General features: G+C 66.4%; 20 protein-coding genes and 2 tRNA genes. 12 read left to right on the top strand and 10 right to left on the bottom strand.

Features of this window, described 5'->3' with window-relative positions; all coding sequences use genetic code 11:
• The first annotated feature begins 2 nt into the window (after positions 1 to 2).
• The gene (gene crgA / locus ABW16_RS21050; protein ID WP_047321136.1) at positions 3 to 287 is read left to right on the top strand and encodes a cell division protein CrgA; all 285 of its coding nucleotides are present in this window, start codon (positions 3 to 5) and stop codon (positions 285 to 287) included.
• A 141-nt stretch (positions 288 to 428) separates the two neighbouring features.
• Complete coding sequence (locus ABW16_RS21045; RefSeq protein WP_047321135.1) at positions 429 to 860, top strand: PH domain-containing protein; 432 nt, start codon at positions 429 to 431, stop codon at positions 858 to 860.
• 9 nt (positions 861 to 869) lie between these two features.
• Here the strand turns inward: ABW16_RS21045 and ABW16_RS21040 are convergent, their stop codons facing one another.
• A complete protein-coding gene (locus ABW16_RS21040) occupies positions 870 to 1,418 on the bottom strand; it encodes a peptidylprolyl isomerase (RefSeq protein WP_047321151.1) in 549 nt (182 codons plus the stop codon).
• 40 nt (positions 1,419 to 1,458) lie between these two features.
• Between ABW16_RS21040 and cwsA the strand changes: the two genes are divergently transcribed.
• A complete protein-coding gene (gene cwsA / locus ABW16_RS21035; protein ID WP_047321134.1) occupies positions 1,459 to 1,884 on the top strand; it encodes a cell wall synthesis protein CwsA in 426 nt (141 codons plus the stop codon).
• A 34-nt stretch (positions 1,885 to 1,918) separates the two neighbouring features.
• On the opposite strand, the gene ABW16_RS21030 is transcribed toward cwsA, so the two are convergent.
• The 9 genes from ABW16_RS21030 to dnaA form a co-directional block, all read right to left on the bottom strand.
• Positions 1,919 to 1,991 (bottom strand) — tRNA-Ala (locus ABW16_RS21030).
• Between the two features lie 12 nt (positions 1,992 to 2,003).
• A tRNA-Ile gene (locus ABW16_RS21025) sits at positions 2,004 to 2,077 on the bottom strand.
• 73 nt (positions 2,078 to 2,150) lie between these two features.
• Positions 2,151 to 3,005, bottom strand: a complete 855-nt coding sequence (locus tag ABW16_RS21020) for a DUF3566 domain-containing protein (protein WP_047321133.1) — start codon at positions 3,003 to 3,005, stop codon at positions 2,151 to 2,153.
• A gap of 55 nt (positions 3,006 to 3,060) precedes the next feature.
• On the bottom strand, positions 3,061 to 5,556 hold the full coding sequence (gene gyrA / locus ABW16_RS21015; protein ID WP_047321132.1) for a DNA gyrase subunit A: 2,496 nt from the start codon (positions 5,554 to 5,556) through the stop codon (positions 3,061 to 3,063).
• Between the two features lie 80 nt (positions 5,557 to 5,636).
• On the bottom strand, positions 5,637 to 7,688 hold the full coding sequence (gene gyrB, locus ABW16_RS21010; RefSeq protein WP_109519704.1) for a DNA topoisomerase (ATP-hydrolyzing) subunit B: 2,052 nt from the start codon (positions 7,686 to 7,688) through the stop codon (positions 5,637 to 5,639).
• A 199-nt stretch (positions 7,689 to 7,887) separates the two neighbouring features.
• On the bottom strand, positions 7,888 to 8,466 hold the full coding sequence (locus tag ABW16_RS21005) for a DUF721 family protein (RefSeq protein ID WP_047321130.1): 579 nt from the start codon (positions 8,464 to 8,466) through the stop codon (positions 7,888 to 7,890).
• Positions 8,463 to 9,623 carry a DNA replication/repair protein RecF gene (gene recF, locus ABW16_RS21000; RefSeq protein WP_047321129.1) on the bottom strand — a complete coding sequence of 387 codons (1,161 nt, stop codon included), beginning with the start codon at positions 9,621 to 9,623 and terminating at the stop codon, positions 8,463 to 8,465. The genes ABW16_RS21005 and recF overlap by 4 nt, the downstream gene beginning before the upstream one ends.
• Before the next feature lie 39 nt (positions 9,624 to 9,662).
• Positions 9,663 to 10,859, bottom strand: coding sequence for a DNA polymerase III subunit beta (dnaN, locus tag ABW16_RS20995; RefSeq protein ID WP_047321128.1), 1,197 nt, complete (start codon positions 10,857 to 10,859; stop codon positions 9,663 to 9,665).
• A 535-nt stretch (positions 10,860 to 11,394) separates the two neighbouring features.
• On the bottom strand, positions 11,395 to 12,864 hold the full coding sequence (dnaA, locus tag ABW16_RS20990; RefSeq protein WP_047321127.1) for a chromosomal replication initiator protein DnaA: 1,470 nt from the start codon (positions 12,862 to 12,864) through the stop codon (positions 11,395 to 11,397).
• A gap of 617 nt (positions 12,865 to 13,481) precedes the next feature.
• Between dnaA and rpmH the strand changes: the two genes are divergently transcribed.
• From rpmH to ABW16_RS20950, 9 genes are all read left to right on the top strand, one after another.
• Positions 13,482 to 13,625 carry a 50S ribosomal protein L34 gene (rpmH, locus tag ABW16_RS24990; protein ID WP_046283926.1) on the top strand — a complete coding sequence of 48 codons (144 nt, stop codon included), beginning with the start codon at positions 13,482 to 13,484 and terminating at the stop codon, positions 13,623 to 13,625.
• A gap of 17 nt (positions 13,626 to 13,642) precedes the next feature.
• On the top strand, positions 13,643 to 14,041 hold the full coding sequence (gene rnpA, locus ABW16_RS20985) for a ribonuclease P protein component (protein ID WP_047321126.1): 399 nt from the start codon (positions 13,643 to 13,645) through the stop codon (positions 14,039 to 14,041).
• The gene (gene yidD, locus ABW16_RS20980; RefSeq protein WP_047321125.1) at positions 14,041 to 14,355 is read left to right on the top strand and encodes a membrane protein insertion efficiency factor YidD; all 315 of its coding nucleotides are present in this window, start codon (positions 14,041 to 14,043) and stop codon (positions 14,353 to 14,355) included. Before rnpA ends, yidD begins: the two co-directional genes overlap by 1 nt.
• A 43-nt stretch (positions 14,356 to 14,398) precedes the next feature.
• Positions 14,399 to 15,427 carry a membrane protein insertase YidC gene (yidC, locus tag ABW16_RS20975; protein ID WP_047321150.1) on the top strand — a complete coding sequence of 343 codons (1,029 nt, stop codon included), beginning with the start codon at positions 14,399 to 14,401 and terminating at the stop codon, positions 15,425 to 15,427.
• A gap of 54 nt (positions 15,428 to 15,481) precedes the next feature.
• Positions 15,482 to 16,042, top strand: a complete 561-nt coding sequence (locus ABW16_RS20970; protein WP_047321124.1) for a Jag family protein — start codon at positions 15,482 to 15,484, stop codon at positions 16,040 to 16,042.
• A gap of 70 nt (positions 16,043 to 16,112) precedes the next feature.
• Positions 16,113 to 16,847 (top strand): 16S rRNA (guanine(527)-N(7))-methyltransferase RsmG, encoded by a 735-nt coding sequence (rsmG, locus tag ABW16_RS20965; RefSeq protein ID WP_082134256.1) that lies wholly within the window; start codon positions 16,113 to 16,115, stop codon positions 16,845 to 16,847.
• Complete coding sequence (locus ABW16_RS20960) at positions 16,844 to 17,842, top strand: ParA family protein (RefSeq protein WP_082134255.1); 999 nt, start codon at positions 16,844 to 16,846, stop codon at positions 17,840 to 17,842. The genes rsmG and ABW16_RS20960 overlap by 4 nt, the downstream gene beginning before the upstream one ends.
• Before the next feature lie 43 nt (positions 17,843 to 17,885).
• A complete protein-coding gene (locus ABW16_RS20955) occupies positions 17,886 to 18,884 on the top strand; it encodes a ParB/RepB/Spo0J family partition protein (RefSeq protein ID WP_047321122.1) in 999 nt (332 codons plus the stop codon).
• Positions 18,885 to 19,107: 223 nt separating this feature from the next.
• Positions 19,108 to 19,896 (top strand): hypothetical protein, encoded by a 789-nt coding sequence (locus ABW16_RS20950; protein ID WP_047321121.1) that lies wholly within the window; start codon positions 19,108 to 19,110, stop codon positions 19,894 to 19,896.
• Positions 19,897 to 19,899 lie beyond the last annotated feature (3 nt).

The following is a 19,899-nucleotide window of genomic DNA, read 5'->3' as shown; positions in this document are numbered from 1 at the left end:
CGATGCCCAAGTCCAAGGTTCGCAAGAAGACCACCAGCTTCACCCCCTCGGCGGTGAGCCGTACCCCGGTCAAGGTGAAGGGCGGCCCATCCAGCGCATGGTTCGTCGCCCTGTTCCTGGGGCTGATGCTCCTCGGACTGGTGTGGCTGATGGTGTATCAGCTGGGGGCCACCGGACTGGACGCTCCCGCGGCGCTCAACTGGATGGCTGAGCTGGGCCCGTGGAACTACGCCATCGCGTTTGCCTTCATGATCACCGGGCTGTTGCTGACCATGCGCTGGCACTGAGCTGCGCAGACGCGGTTTTTCGGTTATGTCGCGCAGCCGCCGATGCCAGCTGGGCAACCAAGCAATTGCTCAATCACAACGATGTGATTTATCCCCACTGTGGACAACTCCTGTAGATAACTTTGAAACCCGCAGGTCGAAATGACTCAGGGCGGGCAGGAGCAAACCGAATGGTCGCCACCTTCCGGCGGAATCGCTGGTTGCGCGCTGGTCGGGGCAGCGTTAGCTATCAGCGCTGTGACGCTCGCCACAGATGTGCCCGGACGTGTTCTCGCCGGCATTGCCGGAGTCGGCCTGCTGGTGTTTGCCGGATTCTCCTGGCGGGCCCGGCCCAAGCTTGCGCTGACGTTCGACGGCCTGGCGGTGCGCGGTTGGTGGCGCACCCGGGTGCTGACCCCGGACAGCCTGACCCGGCTTCGCGTCACGGAGTATCAGCGCATCGGGCGCAAACACCGGCTACTCGAGATCGAGACGCGCGATGACCAGATGCTGATCCTGTCGCGGTGGGATCTGGGAACCGACCCGCGCGACGTGTTCGAGGCGCTGTCAGCGGCCGGTTACACCGGCCGCTGAGACCGTTGTTTAGGCGACGGTGATCGACTCGATCACGACCGGCTCGGTGGGCCGGTCGGCGCGGTCGGTCGCGGTGGTGGCGATGGCGTCCACAACGGCCTGCGAGTCCGGGTCCACGACCTCACCGAAGATGGTGTGCTTGCGGTTCAGGTGCGGGGTCTGGCCCACGGTGATGAAGAACTGCGAGCCGTTGGTGCCGGGACCGGCGTTGGCCATCGCCAGCAGGTAGGGCTTGTCGAACACCAGCTCGGGGTGGAACTCGTCCTCGAACTTGTAGCCGGGCCCGCCGCGACCGGTGCCGGTCGGGTCGCCGCCCTGGATCATGAAGCCGCCGATCACCCGGTGGAACACCGCGCCGTCGTAGAACGGCCCCGACGAGCCGCCGGAGGCGTTGGTGGTCGAGTACTCCTTGGTGCCCTGGGCCAGGCCGACGAAGTTGGCGACGGTCTTGGGGGCGTGGTTGCCGAACAGCGCGATCTTGATGTCACCGCGGTTGGTGTGCAGCGTGGCAGTTGCGGTGGCAATAGAGCTGGAGGTCATGGGATCACAGTCTGCCATTCCCGGCGTGGTGGGGTGCGTCACGGGTAGCGTTGTGCCCATGCGCCTGGCGACCGAGACCCCGTTGACCCACCGAGAGCGCCTGACGCGGGGGCTGGCCCATACCGCTGCCGGGCCGGTGGACGTGGCGCGGGGCGCCGTCGGGCTCAGTGGCGACGCAGTGCGCCGCGGGGCGGTGGAATTGCGCCGGCGTTATCGCGAGAGCCAGCTGTCCGACCGGGTTGCCGAAGCCGCCGAAGCCGCGGCCCGGGAGCTTGCCGCCGCCCAAGAAGCCGTTGCCGCCTTCCCGGAGCTGCTGGAAGGGAGCGCTCCTCGCCGTCATGTTCGCCGGTCTTGGGTGATCGCGGCGGCCGCCGGTGCGGCGCTGCTGGCGGGCGGGGTCGCGGTGGTGGTGATCCGCCGCTCGAAGCGGCCGGAGGAGCCGTCGCCGCGCCCACCGAGCGTGGACGCACAGCACAAGATTTAGTACGCCGGGGGGCGACGCGTTCGCGGTCGCATTGTGGAGCCTAGGAGATTCGAACTCCTGACATCTGCCTTGCAAAGGCAGCGCTCTACCAACTGAGCTAAGGCCCCTGGTGGGACTCGTGGGCCTAGGAGGACTCGAACCTCCGACCTCTTCGTTATCAGCGAAGCGCTCTAACCGCCTGAGCTATAGGCCCGTAGTCGTCTGCGACCGAGCGAGATTACCGCACCGGGCGCCCGCTCACCAAAATGCCGCCGCCACCCGGCCGGTCAGTCCCGGTCAGCCAGGGTTACCTCCACGCCGCCGACAACGTCGGTGCTGAGGTTGTAGATCACCACGCCGAGGGTGGCCATCGCGGTCAGCACCACGACGTTCACTAGCCCGATCAACGCGGCGCCGCCGAAAATCGAACCGGCGGAAACCAGTTCGGCGGCACTGTTGTTGGTCAGCAAGTCGCCCACGTTGCTGTTCAGCTTGCTCCAGACACCCATCGCGCCCAACGCGACGTACAGGACCGCCACCGCGATCATCCAGACGAAGAACAGCGCCGTCGACAGCAGCAACGACACCTTGAGCGCGCTCCAGGGGTCGATCCGCCGGATCTGCATGCTGGCCCGCAACGGGCCGCGCGGCCCCGCCGACACCGGGGGGCGGCGGACCGCAGAGCGGCGCTGCGCCGGTTCGGACAGATCCGGCAGCTCGCTGCCGTAGGCGTCGTCGGGCTGGGCGGGCTTCACCGGCGGTGCGGCCTTAGCCGGTTGCGCCGGCGGCTTGGCCGGTTGCGCCGGCGGCTTAGCGGGAGCCGGCGGCTTGGCCTGCGCCGGGGCTTTGGCCGGAGCCTGCTGCGGCGCACCGGGCGCGGGAGGCGCTGTCGGGGCGGCCGTACCGGACACGAACCGGCGTATCCGCTCGTCAACGCCGGGGGAGTGCGAGCCGGCGTCTGCGGGCCGGGCCGGGCCGGGCGGCCGGCCCTGGCCGCCGCGTTGCCACGGCGGGGCTTCCCCGGTCTCGGTAATCCGGCCGGGACGGCCCGGGGGCCGCTGGCCTGCGTCGGCCGGACCGTTTCCGGCCGACTCCGCCTTGCCCCCGTTGCCCGGGTGCCCCGGTTCGTTCGGTGCGCTCACCCACGGCTCCTTACCTGCGTATCCCCACCGCGCCGCGGCCGGGTCTCGGTCGGGTTCAGCTACCCGAGTCCTCGTCGGCCGCCTCTTCGTCGGCGTTCCGCGCAATCGCTATCAGTGTGTCGCCCTCACCCAAGTTCATCAACCGAACGCCCTTGGTCTGCCGTCCGGCCTTGCGAACCTGCCGCGCCGCGGTGCGAATCACTCCGCCGCCGGAGGTGATCGCATACAGCTCGCTCTCGTCGTCGACGATCAGGGCCCCGACCAGCCGGCCACGGCGTTTGTCGTACTGGACGGTCAGAATGCCCTTACCGCCACGGCCCTGCGTGGTGTACTCCTCGATCGCGGTCCGCTTGGCATACCCACCAGCGGTGGCCACCAGCAGATAGGTGCCCTCCCGGACCACATTGAGCGACAGCAGGTAGTCCTCGGCGTTGAACCGCATACCCTGCACACCGGAGGTGGCCCGGCCCATCGGCCGCAGCGCCTCGTCGGTCGCCGAGAAGCGGATGGACTGTCCGAGGGCCGACACCAGCAGCAGGTCGTCCTCGGCGGAGCACAACATCGCGCCGACCAACTCGTCCCCATCGCGCAGGTTGATCGCCACGATGCCGCCGGAGCGGTTCGAGTCGAAGTCAGTCAGCTTGGACTTCTTGACCAGTCCGTTGCGGGTGGCCAGCACCAGATACGGCGCATCTTCGTAGCTCTTGATCTGGATGACCTGAGCGATGCGCTCCTCGGGCTGGAAGGCCAGCAGGTTGGCGACGTGCTGGCCGCGCGCGGTGCGCAACGCCTCCGGCAGGTCGTAGGCCTTCGCTCGGTACACCCGGCCCTGCGTGGTGAAGAACAGGATCCAGTCGTGCGTCGAACAGACGAAGAAGTGCGCCACGATGTCGTCCTGCTTGAGGCCGGCGCCCTGCACGCCCTTACCGCCCCGCTTCTGGCTGCGGTACAGATCGGTCTTGGTGCGTTTGGCGTAACCGGTCTCGGTGATCGTGACGACGACATCCTCGCGGGCGATCAGGTCCTCGTCGGCGACGTCACCGTCGGCGGGGATGATCCGGGTCCGGCGGTCGTCGCCGTGCTTCTCGACGATCTCGGCGAGCTCGTCGTGCACGATCGCGCGCTGCCGCTCCGGCTTGGCCAGGATGTCTTCCAAGTCAGCGATCTCGGCTTCGATCTTGGCCAGGTCGTCGATGATCTTCTGGCGTTCCAGCGCGGCCAGCCGGCGCAGCTGCATGTCCAGGATCGCTTGCGCCTGAATGTCATCGATGTCGAGCAGTTCGATCAACCCTTGGCGGGCCACGTCGACGGTCTCCGACCGGCGGATCAACGCGATGACTTCGTCCAGGGCGTCGAGCGCCTTGACCAGGCCGCGCAGAATGTGGGCCCGTTCGTTGGCCTTGCGCAGCCGGTAGGTGGTGCGCCGCACGATCACGTCGAGCTGGTGGGCCACGTAGTACCGGATCATCTGGTCCAGCCGCAGGGTGCGCGGCACGCCGTCGACGATCGAGAGCATGTTGGCACCGAAGCTGGTCTGCAGCTGGGTGTGCTTGTAAAGGTTGTTCAGCACCACCTTGGCCACGGCGTCGCGCTTGATCTCCACGACGATGCGCGGGCCCACCCGGTCGCTGCTCTGATCCTCAATGTTGGCGATTCCCACCAACTTTCCGTCGCGCACCTGCTCGGCGATCGACGTGATGAAGTTGTCGTGGTTGACCTGGTACGGCAGCTCGGTGATGACCAGCAGGGACCGCCCGCGCGAGTCCTCCTCGATTTCGACCACACCGCGCATCCGGATGGAACCCCGGCCCGTGCGGTAGGCGTCGCTGATGCCCTGGGAACCGACGATCAGGCCGGAGGTGGGGAAGTCCGGGCCCTTGACCCGCTCCATCACCGCTTCCAGGGTGCTCTCTTCATCGGCTTCGTGGTTGTCCAGGCACCAGAACACCGCCTCGGCGAGTTCCCGCAGGTTGTGCGGTGGGATGTTGGTCGCCATACCGACCGCGATACCGCCAGAACCGTTGGCCAGCAGGTTCGGGAACCGGCTGGGCAGCACGGTCGGCTCCTGCACCCGGCCGTCGTAGTTCGGAACGAAATCGACTGTTTCCTCGTCGATTTCGCGCAGCATCTCCATGGCCAGCGGGGTGAGGCGCGCTTCGGTGTAACGCATCGCGGCCGCGGGGTCGTTACCCGGCGACCCGAAGTTGCCCTGACCGTCGACCAGGGGGTAGCGCAGCGACCAGGGCTGGGCCATCCGGACCAGGGTGTCGTAGATCGAGGCGTCACCGTGCGGGTGGTAGTTACCCATCGTTTCGGCAACCGACCGTGCGGATTTCGCGTGGCTGCGGTCCGGCCGGAATCCGGAGTCGTACATCGCGTAGAGCACCCGGCGGTGCACCGGCTTGAGACCGTCACGAACTTCGGGAAGGGCACGGCCCACGATCACGCTCATGGCGTAGTCGATGTAGCTGCGCTGCATCTCCTGTTGGATGTCGACCGGCTCGATCCGGTCTACCGAGTCGTCTCCGGGTGGCAGCGTGGTGTCTGTCATCTATTCCTCGTTCTGTCAGAGGTCAGTCGGGTCGGATATCGCGTTATCTCGTCGACGTCGTCCAACGTCGCGGTACATCGCTAAACATCCAGGAAACGCACGTCTTTCGCGTTCCGCGTGATAAAACTGCGCCGGGCCTCAACGTCCTCGCCCATCAGGATCGAGAACAGCTCGTCCGCTGCGGCGGCGTCGTCGAGGGTGATCTGACGCAGCACCCGCACACTGGGGTCCATCGTGGTTTCCCACAGCTCCTTGGCGTCCATCTCGCCGAGACCCTTGTAGCGCTGGATGCCGTCGTCCATGTTGATCTTCTTGCCGGCGGCCTTGCCGGCCTCGAGCAGACCGTCGCGTTCGCGGTCGGAGTAGGCGAATTCGGCCTCGTTACCGCGCTGCCACTTGAGCTTGTACAGCGGCGGCTGCGCCAAGAACACGTGTCCGTGCTCCACCAGCGGCCGCATGAAACGGAACAGCAGGGTGAGCAGCAGTGTCGAGATGTGCTGGCCGTCGACGTCGGCGTCGGCCATCAGCACGATCTTGTGATAGCGCAGCTTGGAGATGTCGAACTCGTCGTGAATACCGGTGCCCAGGGCGGTGATGATCGCCTGGACCTCGTTGTTCTTCAGGACGCGGTCGATGCGTGCCTTCTCGACGTTGATGATCTTGCCGCGCAGCGGCAGGATCGCCTGGAACATCGAGTCCCGGCCGCTCTTGGCCGAGCCGCCGGCCGAATCACCCTCCACCACATACAGTTCGGACTTGCTTGGGTCGTTGGAGCGGCAGTCGGCCAGCTTGCCGGGAAGGCCGCCCAGATCCGTAGCGCTCTTGCGCCGCACCAGTTCTCGGGCCTTGCGGGCGGCCATCCGAGCCTGCGCCGAGGAGACCGCCTTGTTGATGATGGTCTTGGCTTCGGCAGGGTTGGCCTCGAACCAGTGGCCGAGTTGCTCATTGCAGACCTTCTGCACGAACGACTTGACCTCGGTGTTGCCCAGCTTGGTCTTGGTCTGGCCCTCGAACTGCGGCTGAGACACCTTCACCGAGATGACCGCGGCCAGACCCTCCCGGATGTCGTCGCCGGTGAGGTTGGGGTCTTTGTCCTTGAGCAGCTTCTTGTCTTTGGCGTATTTGTTGACGACGCTGGTCAACGCCGACCGGAAGCCCTCTTCATGCGTTCCGCCCTCGGCGGTGTTGATGGTGTTGGCGAAGGTGTGCACCGACTCCGAGTAACCACCGTTCCACTGCAGAGCGATCTCGACTTCGTGTCCGGTTCCCTTGCCGTCGAAGTCGACGATGGTCGGGTGAATCGCGGTCTTGCTGCGGTTGATGTGTTGAACGAAATCGCGCAGGCCGCCCGGGTAGTGGAAGACACGGTGCTTGACCTTGTGCGGGGCGACGGCCTCGGCGGCCTGTTCCTCGGCGGTCTTCGGGGCTTCGGCGGTGTCGCTGACCACCTCGTCGACGACCTCTTCGACCCGCACCCGCTCGTCGGTCAGGTCGATGGTCAGGCCCTTGTTGAGGAACGCCATCTCCTGCAGGCGCCGCGCGACCGTCTCGAAGTCGTAGGTGGTGGTTTCGAAGATGTCCGGATCAGCCCAGAATCGGATGGTGGTGCCGGTCTTCTTGCTCTTCTCACCCTTGCGCAGGGTTCCTGGCACCGACTTGTCGTAGGTCTGGAACCACTCGTAACCGTCCCGGAAGATGTCGGCTTCCAGGCGGGTCGACAGCGCGTTGACCACCGAGACGCCGACGCCGTGCAAACCGCCGGAGACGCTGTAGGCGCCTTCTTCGAATTTTCCGCCGGCGTGCAGCACGGTCATGACGACGTCCACCGTCGGTACGCCGGTGGCGTGCATCGCCACCGGGATGCCACGACCGTCATCGGTGACCTCGACGCCGCCGTCTTCGAGGATGCGCACCGTCACCTTGGAGGCGAACCCGGCCATGGCCTCGTCGACCGCGTTGTCGACCACCTCCCAGATCAGGTGGTGTAGACCGCGTTCACCGGTGGAGCCGATGTACATACCGGGTCTTTTGCGGACTGCTTCGAGGCCTTCGAGAACCTTGATCGAATCGGCACCATACTTGTTTTGGGCAGCCACGGTCGGGGAGCTCTCCTCAGGTTCGCAAGTCAGCATTCGCCGCATCACTCAGGTGTATGGGCGGGATACTGAGCCAGTCTACCTTGGGGTCCCGACGGCGAGCATTTTCTCGGGGTGTTTCTGCCTATCTGGTTGCGCCGTGGCGTCGATATCACGGTTTGCCTCGTGTCCGGCCGCTGGCCGGAACGATTTTTTTGCTCGTAGCGCCACTGAGCCGCCCGATTCCGGCGGCGCCTCAGCCGTAGGTGTCGCGCGGTCCCCGGCCCGAGACGTGCAACGGTCCTTTGCGCCACGACGGCGCGGTCGGACCGGTGATCTTCAGGGTCTTGACCACGCCGTCACCGACGGCGGCGGCGATCTTGGCCAGCAACTGGGCCTGGACCAGGCGCAACTGGGTGGCCCAGGCGGTCGATTCGGCCACGACGCTGAGCACACCGTCGGAGAGCCGGGTCGGGGTTGCGTGCGAGGCGATGTCGTCACCGACCACCGAACGCCACTGTCCCAGCACCGTGCCTTCGGCCACTTGTGCTGACCATCCTCGGGACTGCGCAAGATCGCGGGTGGCCGCGCCCAGGGTCTGGGGATCACGCCGATCCGGTCCCGGCCCCGACCAGCTGCGGCGACCGCCACCGGTAGCCGGGGTACGGCGGCGCAGCGGGGCGCGGCGTCCCTGCCCGACGTCTTTGCCCTGGCTGCGGGCCGCTTCGCGCGCTTCGGCAAGGGTCCGGCGAACAAGATCCATGCCAGTCAGCCCGGCCAGGTGCGCCGGTGGCTGCAGAGCCGGTTCGTCCTTCGACTCGTCGAAGTCGGTCACGGAATGCCACCAACCAATTCCGACACCCTGCCCTCGTCGCCTTCGGTGACGGCGATCCGAATCTGGCGGGCTTGCCAGTCGGCGGGGATGTCGTCCGGGACGGCCGCGGTGATCAAGACCTGTTCGGCCGACGCGGCGACGCCGGCCAGCGCCCGGCGCCGCGCCGCGTCCAATTCCGCGAAGACGTCATCGAGCAGCAGCACTGGTTCGGCACCCTCACTACGGAGGAGTTCATAGGAAGCCAATCGCAGCGCCAGCGCCATCGACCACGACTCACCGTGGCTGGCAAAGCCTTTCACCGGTCGGTCGCCGAGCCGCAACTCCAACTCATCGCGGTGCGGGCCCACCAAGCACACGCCGCGGTCCAACTCCGCGCTGCGGCGGCGCGCCAACTCGGCGAGCAGGGCCTCTTGTAGTTCGGCCGCGCCCTGGTTCTCCGCACCGAGGGCGATCTCCAGTTTTGGCCGATAGGCCACGGCGGCGGTCCTGGTTCCGGGCGCCAGCAGTTGGTAGGCCTTCTCGACTTCCGGCGCCAACTGGTTGACCAGCTCGATCCGGGCGGCCATCAGCTCCGCACCGTGCAGGGCCAATTGGGAATCCCACACGTCGAGGGTGTCGAGCACCGCTCGGTCACCGCGATGCAGTGCACCCGGCGCACTCTTGAGCAGTGCGGTGCGTTGTCGCAGCACCTTGTCATAGTCGGCCCGCACCGCGGCGATCCGCGGACGGCGCACGCTTGCCAACTCGTCGAGGTAGCGGCGGCGCTCACCGGGATCTCCGCGCACCAGCGCCAGGTCTTCCGGGGCGAACAACACCGCGCGCAGTACCCCTATGACTTCACGGGCGTGCCGCACCGGAGCGCGGTTGAGCCGCACCTTGTTGGCTCGGCCTGCGGCGATCTCCAGATCAACCGCCAGTTCGCGGCCCTCGTTCACCACGATCGTAGAAACCACCGCGCGAGTGGCGCCGGATCGAATCAGTGGCGCGTCCGTGGCCACCCGGTGTGAACCCAAAGTAGATGAATACCACAGTGCTTCAACAAGATTGGTCTTCCCGAAGCCGTTCGGCCCGACCAGCACCGTCGCGCCCGGTTCCAGTTCCAGGTCGACGTGCGCCCAGGACCGGAAATCCCGCAGGCCCACGTGGCGGACATACACCGAGAAACCAACCCCTCCCGTCGTCGGGGCCCGCGCCGATCAGCCGGGCAGGCGAACCGGCATCAACAGGTAGACGTAATCCGACGGCACCGCCGGGAACGGACCCTCGCCGATCAGCGCCGGGTCCTCCGCACTGGCGGGGCGCAGCACCGCGGGTTTCTTCGGATCGGTGAAACCCATCGACACCTTCTCGCTGTGCAGCGAACCCAAGCCGTCCGTGAGGTAGGTCGGGTTGAACGCGATGGTCAACGGCTCGCCGACGAAGTCGATCGGCAGATCCTCCTCGGCGCGGCCGACATCTTCGGCGCCCGCCGAAAGGCGCAGGGTGCCCTCGGACAACTCCATGCGCACCTGGGCGCCCCGGTCAGCCACCAACGCCACACGCTTGATCGCTTCGGTGAGCTCGGCCACACCGATGGTCGCTACCGCGAGGTGTTCGCTGGGCAATAGCTGCCGGAACTTCGGGAATTCCGCATCCAGCAGTCGGGTGGTGCTGCGCTTTCCAGCGCTGGTGATTCCCAACAGCCCCTCGTTGCCGACCGCCGCCCCAGCTCCCAGAGCCAGGTGCACCTCGTTGCCGTCGCTGCTGGCCTTCGCCGCTTCGGCGAGAGTTTTGGCCGGAACCAGTACCGCGGCTTCGGTACCTGGTGCCGCGGTCCAACTCAACTCTCGGACCGCCAGACGGAAGCGGTCGGTCGCTGCCAAAACCACTGTATTACCAGAGATTTCGACACGTATGCCGGTCAACATGGGCAACGTGTCGTCGCGGCCGGCCGCCACGGCTACCTGGCCGATGGCCTCGGCGAACACATCTGCGGACAACACACCGGTCTCGTCGGGCAGGGTCGGCAGGGTGGGGTAGTCCTCGACCGTCATGGTCGGCAGCGAGAATCGCGCGTTACCACAGGTCAAAGAGACCCGGGTGGCCTCGACCTGGACTTCGACCGGCTTGGCGGGCAGTGCCCTGGTGATATCCGAAAGCAGTCGACCGGACACCAAAACGCTTCCCGGAGAAGCGATCTCAGCGGCCAGCTGAACTTCAGCGGAGACTTCGTAGTCGAATCCGGACACCGTCAAGCCGTTGTCGGAACCGGTCAGCAGCACCCCGGCCAGCAGTGGCACGGTGGGCCGGGCAGGCAAAGACTTCGCCACCCACGCCACCGCGTCAGCGAAGTCATCCCGGTCCAGGCGGAACTTCAAGTCGGTCAGACCCGCGTTCGTGGTCGCCGCGTCCATAGCGTCCTCTCGTCACCCCGATATCGAGCTCTACCCTGCGGCGACTGGTGAACACCCCCACCCGCGGCCGTGTAACGCCCCACGCCGAAGTGTAAGAGCGGTAGGTCACCAACCGTAGAGCCTGGACGGCCTTCTTGAAAGTTAAACCTCGACACCGAGTGGCTCAGGACGGGCTTGGCCGGCGCGGAGACGAGCCGGTTGTGAACAGGCCGGGTTCACCCGAATCCCCAACGACCTGTTTTTAGAAAGAATCGAGGGATAACTTCCAGTATTAGTAGTAAGTCCTGTGGATGGTGGGTACAGCGTGGCATCGTCGCTGCTGAGCGGGGGCGCGGGGTTGGGGAGGAGCGGTGAATGACACGCCCGGGCCGGTCGGCGCGGCTGTGCATGAAGCAGCCGGTGTGTATCGACTGACGGTTCCTCATTCGATCGTGGACAGGTTGTCCGCAGCGGTATCCACAGGGCCACACCGTGACGGGTGGTACGAGTGGGTCCAAAGTTTTTTGTAAGAACGTCCGCAACAACAGCCCGGGAATCAGCGCTTGGCGCGCTGCCGGATCCGGGTGGTGAGCTCTTTGACTTGATCGAAGACCTCACGACGCTCGGCCATCTCGCCGCGGATCTTGCGCTCGGCATACATCACGGTGGTGTGATCACGGCCGAATGCCTGGCCGATCTTGGGCAGCGACAGGTCGGTCAGTTCGCGGCACAGATACATCGCGATCTGGCGGGACTGCGCCAGCGGCCGGGTCTTGCCGGGACCGCGCAGTTCCTCAACTGAGGTGTCGAAGTACTCGGCGATCACCGCCATGATGATCGCGGCGCTGATCTGCATGGTGCTGGCGTCGGCGATCAGGTCACGCAACACGATCTCGGCCAAGGACCGGTCGATCGGGGTCTTGTTGAGCGAAGCAAATGCGGTGACACGGATCAGCGCGCCCTCGAGTTCCCGGATGTTCCGCTCGATGCTGGTGGCAATGAGTTCGAGCACGTCGCCCGGCACGTCGAGGCGCTCCATCTGCGCCTTCTTGCGCAAAATGGCGATCCGGGTCTCCAGATCCGGCGGCTGGACGTCGGTGATCAAGCCCCATTCGAAACGAGTGCGAAGCCGATCTTCCAGGGTGGCAAGCTGTTTGGGCGCCCGATCGGACGTGATCACGATCTGCTTGTTGGCGTTGTGCAGAGTATTGAAGGTATGGAAGAACTCTTCCTGGATACCTTCTTTCCCCTCGATGAACTGGATGTCGTCGACCAGCAGTACGTCGATGTCGCGGTAGCTGCGCTTGAAAGCGACCTTGCGGTCGTCACGAAGAGAGTTGATGAAGTCGTTCGTGAACTCTTCGGTGGAGACGTACTTGACGCGCATCCCGGGGAAGAGCCGCTGGGTGTAGTTGCCGGCCGCGTGCAACAGATGGGTCTTGCCCAGTCCGGACTCACCCCAGATGAAGAGCGGGTTGTAGGCACGCGCCGGTGCTTCGGCGATGGCCAAGGCGGCGGCGTGGGCGAATCGGTTGGAGGTTCCGATGACGAAGGTGTCGAAGGTGTAGCGCCGGTTGAGGCTCGCACCGTCGGCCGTGGGCGAGTCATCACTGGGTCGTTCGGTGAAATAGTTGGGCCAGTCGTATTCGACGTCGGTGGTCTCGTCGTCCTCTTCGTCGGCGCGGACGTCGGCGGCACCGTCGGTGTTCGAGGTGCTGGGTTGCTCGTCGGTGGCTTGCGGTGAGATCCGAACACCGAGCTCGATGGCGTGACCGAGGCGCCGGCTGAGCGCCTCGGTGATCTGGGCACGCAGATGCCGTTCGATCTCGTTCTGGACGAAGCTGCTCGGCACCGCCAACAGGGCGAAGCCCTCAACGATGGCCAGCGGGTGGACGAGTTTGAGCCAGGCCTTCTGCTGTGGAGTCAGGGTTGGGGCCGAACCGTTGGTTGGTGGGGCGTCACCGTTGAGTTCGGCTACTACCTCGTCCCAGAGACTGAGGAACGCAGTGCCGGGGTCCTCACTCAAAGCCCCATCCCCCTGGTTCGACGCCGTCTGGCCGGGCACCCGGTGCGCGGATGCCCTCCCGGGACATGCTATCCACACACTTATCCACAGGTGTGGATGAGGTGCGCATTCCGCGGTGAGGCCCCCTGGGCCGGTTGCTCAGCAACGGATACTCCAGACAAAAGACGCTATATCTGAAGCGCCAGCCGCTTCGTGATCTTCGGTTCGTGGACGAGAACCGCTCCGGTTCCGAAACGGCGCTGGCAAGCAAGCTAACAGGTTTCTGGGCAGACGACTACTCATTTCACCGAGATGAATCGAATGAAAACGAGCGTCATGAAGACGATCGATACGCGTGTGACCAGTGTGAACAGTGGGCCAGTTTCGTAGGCGGGCGAGGGGGGTCCGCACGGCGATTGCACCGGGGTTTGACCCGGCGAACGCGCATCAGTACCCTCGAACAGTCGCCCGAACGCTGGCGATACGGCAGCGACCGGCCTGTAGGCCGGAGCCCGCGCCGGTTACGAGCAGGACGCAGAAGTTCACCGAGCTTACCGAGTGCGTCGCGTGCGGCAGGCACAACGGGCTTCCGGTGTGTCGGGCTTACGCGGCGCAAGATGCAATAAGGAGAGTGTGCCGTGGCCAAGGGCAAGCGGACCTTCCAGCCCAACAACCGTCGTCGGGCCCGCGTGCACGGGTTCCGGCTGCGGATGCGTACCCGTGCCGGGCGTGCCATCGTCACCGCCCGGCGCAATAAGGGCCGGCGCTCGCTGACCGCCTGAGCACAGGCAGCTCGGCGGTGCTCCCGGCTCAATACCGGATGAGACGATCGGCCGACTTCGGTGCAACGGTCAAGCATGGCCAAAGGGCAGTGCAGCCGGACGTCATCGTGTACAGCCGGGTCATCTGCGACCGACGGACGGACCTGTCCGAGGAGTCGGCGTTGGATGCCGCGACGGCAAGTCCTCCACGGGTAGGCCTGATCATCGCCAAGTCGGTCGGGTCTGCCGTTGACCGCCATCGCGTGGCTCGGCGACTGCGCCATGTGGCGCGCGACGTGTTGGCCGACTTGGAACCCTGTGAGCAACTGGTGATTCGGGCACTGCCCGGAAGCAACGGTGCCACCTCGGACGCCCTCGGCACACAACTGCGGGCCGGCTTGCGGTCGATCCGCCGCGCCGCGGGGGCGGTGCGCTGATGCACGCGCTCGCGGTCGCACCGGTACGCGGACTGATCTTCGTGATTGAGCTGTACCGGAATCTGATCTCCCCGCTGCGTCTGCCCAGTTGTCGGTTCATGCCGACCTGCAGCCAGTACGCGGTGGATGCGTTGACCGAGTACGGGTTGATCCGGGGTAGCTGGTTGGCGGCAGTACGGCTGGCCAAGTGCGGGCCATGGCATCAAGGCGGATGGGACCCCATCCCCGAACGGTCCCAGAGGGCTGCCGAGTACGGCTGCCCGTCCGAGAACTCCTCGGACAATCGAGCGGAGGGTGAATACCGTGTCCTTTGATCCGGGCAGCCTGGACTACGTGTACTACCCGGTGTCGGGCATTATGTGGTTGTGGTACAAGGCTTTTGGACTTCTACTAGGGCCGGCGAACTTCTTCACCTGGGCGCTTTCAGTGGTCTTCCTGGTGTTCACGCTGCGGGCGCTGCTGTATAAGCCGTTCGTCAAGCAGATCCGGACCACCCGGCAGATGCAGGAGCTGCAGCCGCAGATCAAGGCGTTGCAGAAGAAGTACGGCAAGGACCGCCAGAAGATGGCGCTGGAGATGCAGAAGCTCCAGCGTGAGCACGGCTTCAATCCCATCCTGGGATGCCTGCCGATGCTGGCGCAGGTCCCGGTCTTCCTGGGTCTGTTCCATGTGCTGCGGTCGTTCAACCGGACCAGTACCGGGATCGGCCAGCTGGGCCTGTCGCCTGACCTGAACCGTCAGCTGGGCAACTACTTCTTCAGCGCCGCCGACGTGGGCAACTTCCTGGATGCGAATCTGTTCGGCGCCCCACTGGGCGCGACCATGATCCAACGCACCGGGCTGGACGCCTTCGCCGAGTTCAACCGGTTCTCCGTGATCGCGGTCGGGGTGCCGATCATGATCGCGGCCGGCATCGCGACGTACTTCAACAGCCGGGCTTCGGTGGCGCGGCAGAGTCCGGAAGCCGCGGCCAACCCGCAGACCGCGATGATGAACAAGCTGGCGCTCTACGTCTTCCCGCTGGGCGTGGTGGTCGGCGGGCCCTTCCTGCCGCTGGCGATCATCCTGTACTGGTTCTCCAACAACATCTGGACGTTCGGCCAGCAGCACTACGTGTTCGGCCTGATCGCCAAGGAGGAAGAGGCCAAGAAGGAGGAGGCGCTGCGGCGCCGTGCCGCCAACGCCCCGGCGCCCGGGGCCAAGCCGAAACGGGGCGCCCGGGCGGCGACAGCGGAGTCCGAGGCCGAAGTCGAGGAGCCGGGCGTGACCGAGGCAGAGACCGGCGAGCCCGCGAACCCCGAGGCCGCCAAGCGGAACCCGGGCCGACCTGCCGCCCGCGGCGGACGCCCCGGCGCCGGAGCGAAGCCGAAGAAACGTAAGCGGTGACGTACCGCGACAAGCCAACCGGCGCGTGAGCCGCCGGGCACGGAGGGAGACGACATGACTGACACGACCGATTCGGACACCACGGAGCGCGAGGCTGTGAATTCCGAGGGGGAGACGACGCAGGAGGGGCAGGCCGCGCCCGCGGTCGACCTGGAAGACCGACTGGTTGCCGAAGGCGAGATCGCCGGCGACTACCTGGAAGAGTTGCTCGACTTGCTGGACTTCGACGGGGATATCGATCTCGACGTCGAAGGCCGGCGCGCGGTGGTGAGCATCGACGGCGGCGCGGACCTGACCAAGCTGGTGGGCCGCAAGGGTGAGGTGCTCGATGCACTGCAGGAGCTGACTCGATTGGCGGTGCACCAGAAGACCGGTGAGCGCAGCCGGCTGATGCTCGACATCGCCGGCTGGCGCCGCCGGCGCCGCGACGACTTGACCGCCCTGGGCGACGAGGTGGCCCGGCGCGTGTTGGAAAGCGGTGCCGACGAGGAACTGGCCCCGATGAGCCCGTTCGAACGTAAGATCGTCCACGATGCGGTGGCCGCCGTGGCCGGCGTGCACAGCGAGAGTCAGGGCGTCGAGCCGTCGCGCCGAGTAGTGGTTCGGCGGGACTGACCAGACCCAGCGTAGGGAATTACAGCAATGTGATTCCCTGCCCGCGGTCCGTTCCCGGGAAGCCGGAGGAATGTTTCACGTGAAACATGTCGAGGGAGCACCGGCACCCGAGCCGCCCCCGGAGGCGGCGGAAGTCTTCGGCGATCGCCTTCCCACGGCGCGGCGCTACGCAGCCCTCTTGGCGGGCCCCGGTGTCGAGCGCGGATTGATCGGACCCCGGGAAGTCGAGCGGCTCTGGGAACGCCACCTGCTCAACTGCGCGGCGGTCGGGGAGCTGCTGGAGGCCGGGGAGCGGGTCGCAGACATCGGAAGCGGAGCCGGCTTGCCGGGAATACCGGTGGCGATCGTCCGTCCGGACGTAGCTATGACCCTCGTCGAACCGCTCCTCCGGCGCAGCGACTTCCTGCGTGAGGCGGTCGCGGAGCTGGACCTCGGCGGGGTGGAGGTGGTCCGCGGACGTGCCGAAGATCCCGCGGTGCGCGACGCGGTCGGGGACTGCGACGCCGTCCTGTCACGGGCCGTCGCGAGCCTGGACAAGATCAGCCGGTGGAGCCTGCCGCTGCTACGCAAGGGCGGCCGGATGCTGGCGATGAAGGGGGAGCGGGCACAGGCCGAGGTCGACGAGCACCGCGGCGTGATGGCCAGACTAGGCGCGAACGACGTAAGGGTGGTGAGATGTGGCGTGAACTATTTAACCCCGCCCGCGACCGTGGTGCTGGCACTGCGGGCAGAGCCCGAAGCGAGGCGCGCGGGCCGTCGGACATCGGGCAGCCCGGCGCGACGGTCGACCAGGAGGAACGCATGAGCAGATCAGTCCCCCCGGGCGTCACGCCACGGTCGTCAGCCACGAACGCCGCGGGTTCTGCCGAGGCGGTTTCACGTGAAACATCGCACGGCCCGGTTTCACGTGAAACATCGCCGGACTTTGTCGACACCCCGATCGGCGCGGCCGCTGAGCGGGCGATGCAGGTACTGCACACCAACAACCTGCTGCCCCGCCCGAAGCGCCGGCGCGTGTTCACCGTCGCCAACCAGAAGGGCGGCGTCGGCAAGACCACCACCGCGGTCAACCTCGCCGCCGCCCTCGCGGTGCAGGGGATCAAGACCCTGGTGATCGATCTCGACCCGCAGGGCAACGCGAGCACCGCATTGGGAATCGCCGACCGTAAATCCGGCACACCGTCGTCGTACGAAGTGTTGATCGGTGCGATCCCGGTGACATCCGCCTTGCAGCAGAGCCCGCACAACGAGCGGCTGTATTGCATCCCGGCCACCATCGATCTGGCCGGCGCCGAGATCGAATTGGTAAGCATGGTGGCGCGGGAGAACCGGCTGCGCAATGCGCTGACCGATCTGGACAGCTTCGACTTCGACTACGTCTTCATCGACTGCCCGCCCTCGCTGGGCCTCCTGACCGTCAACGCGTTGGTTGCCGCGCCGGAGGTGCTGATCCCGATCCAATGCGAGTACTACGCGCTGGAAGGCGTGTCCCAGTTGATGCGCAACATCGAGATGGTCAAGGCGCACCTCAACCCGCGGCTGGAAGTGACCACCGTGCTGCTGACGATGTATGACGGGCGCACCAAGCTCGCGGACCAGGTAGCCGACGAGGTCCGGCGCTACTTCGGCGACCGGGTGCTGCGCACGGTCATCCCACGCAGCGTCAAGGTGTCGGAAGCGCCGGGCTACAGCATGACGATCATCGACTATGACCCCGGCTCACGCGGGGCGATGAGCTACTTGGACGCCAGCCGGGAGCTCGTCGAGCGGGACCTGGTCGACGGAGGGGGACAGCAGTGACCGCCGGTATCCGACGACCCGGAGAAGAACAGGAGCGCCACAGATGACCGGACCGTCGCGTAAGAAGGGCGGCTTGGGCCGCGGCCTGGCCTCGCTCATCCCGACCGGCCCCGGCGAGGGGAACGACGCCCAGGGCGACCGCGGCGCCGGCCTGGGCCCGCGGATGGGCGATGCCGCCGCCGATGTCGTTCTGGGCGGCGCGCGCAGCGCAGCCCCGGCGGCAACCCCCGACGTGGGCGCGGTGTACCGCGAGATCAGACCGGCCGACATCGAGCCCAACCCCCGCCAACCCCGACAGGTTTTCGATGACGAGGCACTGGCCGAGCTGGTGCATTCGATCCGAGAATTCGGGCTCATGCAGCCCATCGTGGTGCGGGCGGTGCCCGGCTCGTCGCGGTACCAGTTAGTCATGGGGGAGCGGCGTTGGCGGGCCTCCCAGCAAGCCGGTCTGGAGACGATCCCGGCGATCGTTCGGGAGACCGAGGACGACAACCTGCTGCGCGACGCGCTGCTGGAGAACATCCACCGGGTACAGCTGAACCCGTTGGAAGAGGCAGCGGCCTACCAGCAATTGCTGGACGAGTTCGGGGTGACCCACGACGAACTGGCCACCCGCATCGGACGCTCCCGCCCCTTGGTGACCAACATGATCCGGCTGTTGCGACTGCCCATCGCCGTGCAGCGCAGGGTCGCCGCCGGCGTGTTGTCGGCGGGCCATGCCCGGGCGCTGCTGTCTCTGGAGGCCGGATCGGAGGCCCAGGAGGAGCTTGCGGCGCGGATCGTGGCCGAGGGCCTGTCGGTGCGCGCCACCGAGGAGGCGGTCACCCTGGCCAACCGCGGAGGCACCCCGACACCGGTCGCGCCGCGGCGCAAGCCGATCCAGATGCCCGGTCTGCAGGACGTCGCCGAGCGGCTGTCGACTACCTTCGACACCCGCGTGACGGTCAGTCTCGGTAAGCGCAAGGGCAAGATCGTGGTCGAGTTCGGATCCGTCGACGATTTGCAGCGCATCGTCGCGATGATGGACTCGACAACCTCCTGAGGCGTTGTTCGCCCAGGTCCAGGGCCACACGGCCGTTACGTCACTGTGACGGTACGGCGGCCCCGGTCCGCTGGCGGAGCTGAAACATGTTGATTAACAGCAGCTTTCGTTTTTTCGATGGGTCGATCCACCAAATGGCGCCGAGGGTGGCATCCGGCGGCTCGACCCTCCTATTCTTAAGGGGCTGTCGTCGCCGACAGCACGGGTTGAGACCGGGAGTCCAGTGTCTGTCCGCATCGCACCCCTGAAGCTCGAGGGTTTCGAGCAGCTTCCCAAGCACGCACGCCGCTGCGTCTTCTGGGAGGTGGATCCGGCCACCCTCGGCCGTGACGATCACCTCTCGGACCCGGAGTTCGAGAAGGAAGCCTGGCTGTCGATGGTGATGTTGGAGTGGGGGACCTGTGGGCAGGTAGCCACGCCGTCGGCCGCCGCGCGAGGAGTCGGGGATCCGCCGTGCCTCGGCTACGTGCTGTACGCACCCCCGCGTGCTGTGCCCCGGGCGCACCGCTTTCCCACCGGGCCGGTTTCGGCCGACGCGGTGCTACTGACTTCGATCGGCACCGATCCGGCTCCGATGGCCGACGGTCTGCCGCGGGAACTGATCGCCCGGGTCGTCGAGGAGTTGATGCGGCGCGGGGTCCGCGCCCTGGAAGCCTTCGGCCGTACGTCGGCGGTTTCCGAACTCTTGGATGGGGGCACCGTCCCGCCCGACGTCGCGCCGGTGTTGGAGGCGGTCGGCGACTGCTCGGTCGAGCACTGCATCATCTCGGCGGATTTCCTGACCGACGTCGGGTTCACCGTGGTGTCACCGCACCGGTACTTCCCGCGGCTGCGACTGGAACTCGACAAGGGCCTGGGTTGGAAGGCGGAGGTGGAGGCTGCGCTGGAGCGTCTGCTGGAGAGCTCGCGGCTGGAGCAACCGATCGGGGCGGGCGCCCCCGCCGCCTCGGGGTCTGCGACCGGGCTGGTGCGGCGGTTCCAGCTTCGGCTCTCCTGCGTCGAGCCTTGCTGAACC

It is taken from the genome of Mycolicibacter heraklionensis (assembly GCF_001021505.1).
Lineage (GTDB): Bacteria > Actinomycetota > Actinomycetes > Mycobacteriales > Mycobacteriaceae > Mycobacterium > Mycobacterium heraklionense.
Note: the sequence above shows the minus strand (reverse complement) of the source record. Positions and strands in the feature narration are given on the sequence as shown.

Coding starts and splice junctions, on each gene's coding strand:
- crgA (WP_047321136.1), top strand. CDS start 3: ATGCCCAAGTCCAAGGTTCGCAAGAAGACCACCAGCTTCACCCCCTCG.
- ABW16_RS21045 (WP_047321135.1), top strand. CDS start 429: ATGACTCAGGGCGGGCAGGAGCAAACCGAATGGTCGCCACCTTCCGGC.
- ABW16_RS21040 (WP_047321151.1), bottom strand. CDS start 1,418: ATGGCAGACTGTGATCCCATGACCTCCAGCTCTATTGCCACCGCAACT.
- cwsA (WP_047321134.1), top strand. CDS start 1,459: ATGCGCCTGGCGACCGAGACCCCGTTGACCCACCGAGAGCGCCTGACG.
- gyrA (WP_047321132.1), bottom strand. CDS start 5,556: ATGACAGACACCACGCTGCCACCCGGAGACGACTCGGTAGACCGGATC.
- gyrB (WP_109519704.1), bottom strand. CDS start 7,688: ATGCTGACTTGCGAACCTGAGGAGAGCTCCCCGACCGTGGCTGCCCAA.
- dnaN (WP_047321128.1), bottom strand. CDS start 10,859: ATGGACGCGGCGACCACGAACGCGGGTCTGACCGACTTGAAGTTCCGC.
- yidD (WP_047321125.1), top strand. CDS start 14,041: ATGCACGCGCTCGCGGTCGCACCGGTACGCGGACTGATCTTCGTGATT.
- yidC (WP_047321150.1), top strand. CDS start 14,399: ATGTGGTTGTGGTACAAGGCTTTTGGACTTCTACTAGGGCCGGCGAAC.
- ABW16_RS20970 (WP_047321124.1), top strand. CDS start 15,482: ATGACTGACACGACCGATTCGGACACCACGGAGCGCGAGGCTGTGAAT.
- rsmG (WP_082134256.1), top strand. CDS start 16,113: ATGTTTCACGTGAAACATGTCGAGGGAGCACCGGCACCCGAGCCGCCC.
- ABW16_RS20960 (WP_082134255.1), top strand. CDS start 16,844: ATGAGCAGATCAGTCCCCCCGGGCGTCACGCCACGGTCGTCAGCCACG.
- ABW16_RS20955 (WP_047321122.1), top strand. CDS start 17,886: ATGACCGGACCGTCGCGTAAGAAGGGCGGCTTGGGCCGCGGCCTGGCC.